Origin of the sequence: Limnobacter sp. (assembly GCF_036405155.1) — a bacterium.
GTDB lineage: Bacteria > Pseudomonadota > Gammaproteobacteria > Burkholderiales > Burkholderiaceae_B > Limnobacter.
In genome coordinates this window covers 736,124-745,481 of record NZ_DASWYD010000007.1, presented here as the reverse complement: position 1 = coordinate 745,481, position 9,358 = coordinate 736,124, and the positions used below count along the sequence as shown (strand labels likewise).

The 9,358-nt window shown below is 47.3% G+C and carries 7 protein-coding genes; 4 read left to right on the top strand and 3 right to left on the bottom strand.

The features are described 5' to 3' along the window. The 4 genes from VGE55_RS14070 to VGE55_RS14055 all read left to right on the top strand — a co-directional run. A partial coding sequence (locus tag VGE55_RS14070) for a 2Fe-2S iron-sulfur cluster-binding protein (protein WP_422655567.1) occupies positions 1–190 on the top strand: 190 nt, incomplete at its 5' end. A gap of 203 nt (positions 191–393) precedes the next feature. Then, positions 394–1,200, top strand: a complete 807-nt coding sequence (locus VGE55_RS14065) for a DUF3800 domain-containing protein (RefSeq protein WP_331132285.1) — start codon at positions 394–396, stop codon at positions 1,198–1,200. Between the two features lie 445 nt (positions 1,201–1,645). After that, the gene (locus VGE55_RS14060) at positions 1,646–6,745 is read left to right on the top strand and encodes a hypothetical protein (protein ID WP_331132284.1); all 5,100 of its coding nucleotides are present in this window, start codon (positions 1,646–1,648) and stop codon (positions 6,743–6,745) included. Continuing rightward, positions 6,746–7,687 (top strand): hypothetical protein, encoded by a 942-nt coding sequence (locus tag VGE55_RS14055; protein WP_331132283.1) that lies wholly within the window; start codon positions 6,746–6,748, stop codon positions 7,685–7,687. Positions 7,688–7,772: 85 nt separating this feature from the next. Here the strand turns inward: VGE55_RS14055 and VGE55_RS14050 are convergent, their stop codons facing one another. The 3 genes from VGE55_RS14050 to VGE55_RS15010 form a co-directional block, all read right to left on the bottom strand. Next, positions 7,773–8,126 (bottom strand): integrase core domain-containing protein, encoded by a 354-nt coding sequence (locus tag VGE55_RS14050; RefSeq protein WP_256763423.1) that lies wholly within the window; start codon positions 8,124–8,126, stop codon positions 7,773–7,775. Between the two features lie 27 nt (positions 8,127–8,153). After that, positions 8,154–8,348, bottom strand: a complete 195-nt coding sequence (locus tag VGE55_RS14045; RefSeq protein ID WP_256763422.1) for a hypothetical protein — start codon at positions 8,346–8,348, stop codon at positions 8,154–8,156. Positions 8,349–8,441: 93 nt separating this feature from the next. Then, positions 8,442–8,681 (bottom strand): sterol desaturase family protein, encoded by a 240-nt coding sequence (locus VGE55_RS15010; RefSeq protein ID WP_349256618.1) that lies wholly within the window; start codon positions 8,679–8,681, stop codon positions 8,442–8,444. Positions 8,682–9,358: the final 677 nt, after the last annotated feature.

Sequence of the window (9,358 nt, the reverse complement as noted above, 5' to 3'; positions counted from 1 at the left end):
GCTCTCTGAGGAAGAGATTGCTGAAGGCTACATTTTGGCTTGTCAAAGTCGCTTGAAGTCGGACATTGAAGTGGAAATGGACGAGAGCGCCGCGATTACTTCTTCGCCAGTAGCGGGACGCATTGTGAAGCGCGAGTTCTTCGGAGGCCAAGCAAGAAGTATTCATCTCAAAAGCCCTATATCCGCCTGAAACGACGTCAAACTGTCTTCTCAGGGGCAGCGCCTCACCTCTATAGTGTTGCTTTCGCACACTAACTGTGAGATAACACCAGTTAACGTCTCGGCATCATTTCGCTATTTTCGAGGTTTCTGGGAGCATTAGCCCACTTTTCGCGTATCTGCTGACGATTGGATTGAATTCGTCACAGAGCTTTAAAAGGTCACTGCGAGATCATGATGGGCACCGAATTGAACCAAACAGCAAACAGCGCTTTTAGCGACTACATCGTCTATGTTGATGAGAGCGGTGACCACGGGATGCAAAACCTGGATCCAAATTACCCGGTTTTCGTCCTTGCTTTCTGCATATTTCACAAAAGACACTACGCCAACCAAGTTGTTTCCGCACTGCACCAATTTAAATTTCGGCACTTCGGTCATGACTTGGTCGTGCTACATGAACACGAAATCCGGAAAGAGAAAGGTGCGTTCACCTTTAAAGGTAAGCATCAAAAAACTCAGTTTCTTGACGAGCTAAGCCAACTGATCCGGGTCCACAACTTTATTTTGGTGTCTTGTGTCATCGATAAATCCAAACTAAGCGGCACTTCTGATCAAAATAAGAATCCTTATCACCTAGCTCTTGGCTTTTGTTTGGAGACGTTGCATGAGTTCTTGCAAGAGAAAAACCAGCAAAACCTCATTACCCATATCGTTTTTGAATGCCGGGGCAAAAAAGAGGACAACGAGCTAGAACTCGAGTTCCGCCGAATGACCAATGGGGCAAATCGCGCCGGAATCAACCTTCCTTTTGAGATTGTTTTCGCGGATAAAAAGGTGGATTCGCCGGGGCTGCAACTTGCTGACCTGGTTGCAAGACCGATTGGCCTAAGTATTCTGCGCCCCGGTCAACCAAACAGTGCTTTTGACGTGTTGAAAGAGAAGTTTTATTGCTCTGGAGGCCGGCAAAATGTCGGTCGCGGATACGAAAACTGGGGATTGAAGGTTTATCCCCTTGAGAAAAGCGAAAAGCCCCGATGAAACCCACCGAGGCTATAACGCCGACCGGGAACCCCCAATCCACTTATCCGAAGTGTAAGCGATGTACAACTCTCAGATCAAGTCCTATTGACGGGATGGCAAAGCCGTCGGCGGCGATATCGCCCGGGAGGGACCGCTCCTAGTGAACCCTATACCGACATGGAATCCCAACCTAATCGTGGACTGTGGCCAGTTTGAGGATGCACTTGCATCAGAAACAGAAAAAACAGGCCTGTCGGATCACTTTGTCACTAATTTGAGACGGAGTTGGGCAATCGGGGAAGATCTGCGCCTACACGAAGGCCTTCGTAATCACAAAGTCGAATCTGAGGTTACGGTTCCTTTCGCTGGGGGAGGGTTTCTCCACTACTGTCTAGGATGGCTGTGCACATCGAACTATCAGCAAACGCTAAAGATCTGGTCGGATACAGATGACTTTTACAGCATGCTTTACCAACTGGTACATCTGATCAGGCAATGCAACGCATACCGCCTTTGCGATGAGCAGCGTTTAACTCTAAATACCAAACGGCCGATCTTTAGGGCTCAGCAAATATCGCGAGGTCAGTATCCGATCGTTGAGCTGCTTTTTCAAAGCTGGCAGCAGAAACCAAATTTCGGTTACACGCAAACCGTCCTGGTGATTTTAAAAGAACTGTATGAGTCCTATAGCTCAAGCAATGGCCGTGTGATCTTTCGGGAATCCCACCTTAAATTTCTCTCCGAGCTTCGTCAAACCTTCGCACCCGTCAACCAAAACCTAAATCGAGATTTTCTAGCCCACCTGCTTCGGAACCTCAATCAGCCATTTGCAAACCACAGGCTGTTCAAAGACAAACTGGAAGTCGAGCTTCGTGTATCAAGTGCGACAGCGATTGTCCCAAGCGACAACCAAACGAACTATGCTAAAAAAATTCAGCAAATTTTTCTAAAATTTTTTTCATCCTCTGCCAAACCAGCCCTTTTCTTTGGACCAGACACCCCTTCAGACGCTCGACCAAAAGAAACCACCAAGTATGAAATAACTGAAAGCGACAGCAAGGCAGTCCGCCAATTAAAGAACTATTCCAACAGAGATCCGGACGCCGTCAAAACGGAACAAGGCACTTCGCAAAATAATGCGACACCCCAACAGCACATCGCCCCTGAATTAACCCAAGATTCAATCGGCCAAGTGTTACTGGATTTAAATCATTCGACCTATTTCCCAACCAACCCCCATTTACCTCGCAAGGTTAAGCCCAAGGATGCTTACGAGATCTTGGAGGCTGGGAACACCAATCCGATCACCCATGATCAATTGGCCGATTTCCTAATTTGGATTGGATTTCAAATCGGCGCGGACCTTAGGGGCGCCTTGAGCGTCAAAGTTCATCATCTTGTGGAACCAGAGTTTGGACTTACGGGAGACTTGTCTGCAATCTGGAGGAGGCGCCCAACACTTCAACATGTCGGGAAAACAACGTTCAAACATCAGTCTCTGCTAAAGCATGAGATCGTAGAACGACGCTTACTACCGTCCAGGCTCTCCGATTATCTGAAAACCCATTGGGACGCCCACAATCATGTGCGTCTTCTCGATCTAGCGATTGAAAAACAATTCGATTCAAAAGTCGTTGATCTTGTCAAAGAACACTTCGGATTTGAGTCGCAAGCTTGGCTCCAAAGCAGCCGCCGATTGATGCTTCTAGAACGGGGCGATTCAGAACCCGCGGCAATGCTGCTTCAAAAGAATGCTCGCTCAGAACTACACTCAAAGTGCGCTTATTACTCTGTGGTCAAAGACGGCATAAACCTGGCTGGCTCTCCCTACGCATTTGATCTAGAAAAATTCAAACTAGATGTAGAAGCGATAGCCCAGCATCTTCAAGAAACGATCAACAGTAAGTCGCTGTGTGAATCATGGAATGCTTATGTCACTCAACTGATGTTCAAAATTTATCTGACGACTGGAGGTCGACCAGTACGCGATGCATTCTGCGATCTGAATTTATTTACTGACGATTTCGATCTCATGATCGTGAATGACAAAGATATTTTTATGCGGGAACCAAGGCGGGTGGCACCACTTTGCAAAACACTTGCCGATGAAATTAAAATTAACTATCGCAATGCACTTGAAATCCTGGCCGCTAAAATTAAGGGCACCACACCCGAACTCTCGACTTACATCAAGGCACTGCTGATCCGCCCAAGCCACTCAAGTGATCAACGAATTCCGTTTTTCTTCTTTTTGACCACAAATGGAATCGAAGGGATCCCACCGGATGTCACCCTGCTTAAGAGTTTTGAATCGTTGCAAGCCAATTTTTTGCGCCACTTTGTAAGCAATCACAGCAAGATCACCGATCGCGATATTGTGGAGGGATTACTGGGCCACGAGAACGACAAGATCCCAGTGTATGGCCCATCAAGCCTTCGGGTGATGAAGAAGGACCATCAACAAATTCGACAGTTTGCAGAGGAGATCCTGAAGTTTTTGAATCTTAGCGATTCAATTCATATTGACTTCGTTAGCAAAGACAATGACGTGTTAAAGCAATCAGTCCCTAAACACTTCGGCTTGAAGTTGCGAAGGGCAGAGTACAACGAACTTGAGAAATCGCTCAGAGCAAGAGCGCACTCGGATGCCCAATCGATATCCAACCACCTGTCTTCGCAGGAAATCACACCAGCGCAAGTCGCTAAAGTAGCCCGGGATGCCCAATTAGAACTCAGCAACACAAAATATTTCCATATTTATTTTGAGAAGTTGACGTCCTTTCTTCGAAAGATGGCGCCAGATTTGGATCTGAGATTGTTCGCCCGATCTGGCCGAAGGATTTCAGAAAGAATACCCATTGATTTCTGTCAAAAATATTCCAGATACCGAGCATCTCACCTAGGTGTCATGGGGCTATTACAATCCAATTTGCAAGCAAAAAGAAAGATCAATCTTGAATTTTTATTCGCACTTTCTTTAATCAAATTAAATGGGGTTACCTGCAAAATCGCAATAGACGAAGTTCTCAGAGGGAATTACCTGATCGGAAGCGTCGGCAATAGCGTATTCATCGATATCCGTTTCACGGACACAGCACCCGACACTGCTGACTTGGTGAGACGACACCAACTTCATTGGTTATCCATTCACTACCACGAAAGGCTGGCAAATCAATTATCGTTAAGCCAAAAAAGCAACAATCTCGAAACGCTGGGACGTGATCTACAAGCAACGATCCGTAGCCTTGGCATCAGCGAGTCATTGCTAAATTCTAAACAGGACCTTCTTTATTATTTCGCTGAGATTGAGGGATCCTTTCAACTCTATGAGTCGCCTGGCTGCCTGGCAGCAATTGCCTCGGGCGAAACAAAGCATCGCAGCCCAAATTTTAAAAGCTTTCAACGAATCATTGACCCTGACTCCAGTTACATATCGGCTGCTGAACATCAGTCACAGCCGGTCTCTTCCGTACCATTCTCAACAGAACTGGCCAAAGTCGATGTGCCTGCAGCTGAAGACGAGACTCCTACAGCAGACGATGCTCCTGCATCAGAGGATGCTCAACAGACCAGCAATCAAACCAACAGCGAAACCACCGTCACGGATTCTATTAAGGAAAAAAGCACCTCAAAAAACTCCTTGGAATCCTCAACTCAAACACCACCAATTAAGTCTGTCTTCAACCATGTTCAAGCGATCATGGAACATGCAGGCCGATCGATATCGGATCTAAGCGCTGAGATCAAAATTGAAGCCTCGCTGAGCAAATCAGCGCTATTGGCCTACGCCAACGATATCGAAACTAGAAAACCCTCGAGGCGTGGCGGTCTAGCCAAGAGCACCAAATTAAATTACTACGGAAGGATCGCCAATCTTTTTAAAGAGACTGACCTGCAGCGCGAGATCGACTCCGAAGAACTAGAAGAGGTCATTGACACCATCAATGGCTACCTGATTGATCGGCAACAGATACTCCAATCTGCACAAGACGACCTAAGGCAAATTAGAGACTTTTTCTCAAACCTAGCCACACTGAAACCGTCTATGGCCGTCAAATTCGATAGCTTGGACTCCATCTATAGCCCTTCGACAGATCTTTTTTCCCACCAAGAAATGGATCTTATTTTTGATTATCTCCGAAACAATAAATCCGATGATCTTCAAGCAATTTTCATTCTACTTCGCCGCTTTGGCCTAAGAAAAAATGAATCATTTTTCACAAAACCCAGTTCCCTACACCTCCTAGACACGACGCCCTTGGTCAGGGTGGTTGGCGATAGTATTTTCCGGCCAAAGTTTCCGGCCTCTAATCGCTACGTGTTCTCTCAAAATGAGATTACGCGGGACGAAAAGGAAATTTTGCAGAGGACTAAATTTCGATCGATCAAATCGCGTTCAAGTTACCTCGGCAATTTATTTCAATCCACAACACGCCAAGTGGCGTTAGATCTCAACTGCATCATTAAAAACATTGCATCCAGGGGAAGTATCCATACACTGCGGCACAACTTTGCAGATGCGTTGACGAATGCTTTATTCCAGACCGCGATCAACGACCCCAGCGAGGGCCAGATGAATGGGGGTGCTCTAGCGAGTACAACCCCGCAAGGTATAACTAGGAAAACACTGTTTGTTGCAGGCCGCGTTTTAGGTCATGCCGGCACCATCACACTGCTTGAGACCTATTCGCATGGTGGATTTGGCGCCATTGATTCGCTCTATCGAAATCGAACGGTTGATGGCAAAGATAGCCCCGCCGCGGCTCAACATGCCTGGATCCCCCACACCTTGGCTTCAAGGTACAGGCTAGAAACCCAAAAACCACACCCGACAGAGTCCTTAAAAACTCGGTCCTTTATCGCCAAAGACTACATCCTCCAGTCGCTTGATTATCTTGGGAGGCCCAATGACTTGTCTGACTACAATTCGAGTTCAAAACGGAGTCTGTCGCGCCGGCTGTCGGGCCTTGGAACTGTCTTTAAATCCTTTCCGCCCAGCCTTCAACCCGCGTGCTTTGCCCACGATAAAACAGCACATATTTTTTTGAGCCGATCTTTTTATGAGCGTCTGGCCAAACATCTACCGGACCAAGCTGACGTCGAGAATTTGATTCGCCAAATTCAAGGGTCTGCGTCGAGCAATGCAAGAATTGCGACTCTCCAAAGAATTCCACTGCGGCTTCATTCGAGCTTCGATCCACTTGGAAATTTTACGCAGGACGCAAATTTTGTCATTCGTGAATCCATGAAGGAAAAGGATCTGCTTTATCTCGTTCATATCGTTGCGCTCCTACGATTCCTAGAACTTGATCCCAAAGACCTATTTTTTTGGTCAAACTCAACAGCCAAAGAGTGTGATGTGTGTAACTTGTTAGGCGATCTCAAACTCAATAGGCGATTGATCCCGTCGGGTGGGCCTTTGCGACAAACAGCCAAATTCAATATCGAAATGGAGACCATCTGGGTTGTTGGTGTTATACGCCAGAAAAAAGACGCCCCTTATTCAAACACTGAATTATTCTGGATCGGATTGATCGTACATTTGTTGGCTGGAGCCTACTAAATGACCTTTTACGTCGTTCACAAACTCAAGGTGAAAAACCCTCAGTCCCTGACAGAGGCGATGGCGGCGGAAAGTCTCAGGCTATTCAAAACCGCGAAGGCTCGACTTCTTCATAGCATCGCAGCAATTTTGATCAAACAAACTGATGGTGTTTATAGCATCGGCAACCTGGTTGGGGACTCAGATAGCGATAAGCAGCATTGGCTTCTTGGCTTTGACATCTCCTCAGCAAATGGGAATGAATCAGCGATATCTGAGCTCCTGGAATGGATCAATGCTCACATCCTTGATATCGTTTCTAGCCTACAAGGCGTTATATTCGAGCCGAGGCTTAACATCGCTTTGCTCAGGGGAAGAAGCCCGGGCGCTGAAATTGAAGCTTCAGACAAAGAGCAGCTCATTGAGCTCGTGCATAATTTCATTCTTGGCTATCTATCCGAACACGACTGCATCAAACTCAGAGATTTCTCAGGGTTGGCAGAAAACGCAGAGCTCACCATACACCCCGCTGAACAACTCAGTGCGTCCTGGGATACCACCCGAATTCATACTTTTAAGGGACGAGTAACAAGTTATGACGGAATCCAGAAAACTATCAAAGTGATCAGTAAGGATGTGCAAGCAAACCCAAATGGGGAAGAATTTCAACCTGCGCGCCACACATCAGCTGCAGATACCGACACTGAAGGTTATGAAGAGGAGAGGGAGGACAACAATGGCTCTACGGGCAAGTCAAAATTCCCACAGAAGCCGAATGAAGAGAGTTTTTTCATCAACACCGATGATTTTTCGAGTGTTAAACATCAAAGCAAATATATGCCTTGGGAAAAGAAATTCAATATGGAAATTGAGTTTCGGTATCAGGTTTTAGATGGCCGTAAACATGTGTGTCTGAGATTGGACGAAGAATATGATCGACTCCTCCCCGGTTCCTCTGAGTGATGAATTGGAACAGATACGAGGCCGTAAAGACCAAGCGATTTCTGCACAACTTAGGCCGCTAATTGGTACTGCTCAGCGGGTGTTCTCATGCCCAGCGCCTGGTGGGGTCTTTGGGTGTTATAAAAAACCGAATCCAGTCTGCAATCACTCGGCTGGCATGCTGGATGGTCTCAAACCGATGGCGGTGCACGCACTGCTCTTTAAGGGTTCGTATCACGCGCTCCACAATACCGTTTTGCTCGGGGCTGTAGGGCGTGATGAATTCCTGCTGCAAACCGTAGTTGCGCACCAGTGCCGTGTAGCTTCTGGAGCAGAACACCAAGCCATTGTCCGAACGCAGCAGGAAGGGTTTTGAGACCTTTCCAAGCACGCCAAAGCGGCTGATAAGGACTTGCTCCAGCGCAGACTCTGCCGTGGCCGATTTACCGCTTCTGCTCAAGTGCCAACCAAGCAATTCTCGCGTGTGTCAATCAATCACCAATGCCAAGCTAGCCCAGCCGTCTTTGCCACACCAAATACGACACAGGTCTGTGGCCCAACGTTCATCGGGCCGTTGCGCAACGGCAGGTAAAGCCTGTACACGCGGGCGAAAGCCAACGGGTCGCTTGCGCACCTGCCAGCTCATCAACTGAAACACGCGTTGCACGGTATTTTTGTTCATACCCCGGCATTATGTAGCAGGTGAACACCAGTAGGTCTCACCTGCTTTGTTTATGCGGTTCTTGAAGGATTCTAGAATTAGAAAAAACAGGTATCAGTGCCCCGAAATGAATGGCTGAATCAGCATTTTGGGGAGGTTGGAGTCGCCCTCTTGCCTGAATAGCTCAATGCCAATTGGCATCGTTTGAGCGTCTTCTTTCGGTTTTGCCATGTAAGTTCCAAATAGTCGGTCCCACCATGGGAAACTAAACCCGTAGTTTGAATTGGTTTCCTCCGGACGAATGGACTGGTGCACACGGTGCATGTCTGGTGTGACCACAAACCATCTAAGCACCCTCTCGGCCTTAGCCGGTAATCAACACAAATTGTTAACACAGCTAGAGAAATAGGATGGGCACCAGTGAAGCAATTAATTCGGCTTAGGCATGCAGGGAGAAAATACGCGGCGGTTTGAAAGGTCGTTCGGGTTCACCCGAGGAAACTCGCTTCAACACAAACATTTCAAGATGATTCTTGAACGATGAAGGCTGAGCGAGGCATGAGGGTATCAGTGCAATGCTTGGCATGCATTCTTGACAAGATATGCAGCCTTCGCAAGTCATACCTGACAGAGCTAGGTCATCCCGTTGCGCGGTCCATCTGACGGCTCCAATTCCCTGTTCGGGCTTAGATACAACAATGTCTTGGCTGACCGACCTGGTTTTTATCAGCTCAGACTGATTTGCCTGCTCGCATTCGAATCAACAGAGTTCCGCCAATGTTGAGGCCGCAACCTGAAAACTCAGGCATAACAGCAACATCATTGCCAAAAACCGATGGACTCGGGTCATGCGATTACGCCAAAAGGGATAATGTTGCTTGACTTAGCAGCAGGACATTCCCAGGGCACAACAGGCGGCTCCCGCTTCACAGCATGTGCCTGCGAAGGCATATGTGGTGGCCAGCAGACCAGTAAATACAACGCTTGCTTTCAACATCAAAGTTTTCATTACAGTTTTCCTTTTGAAAAGT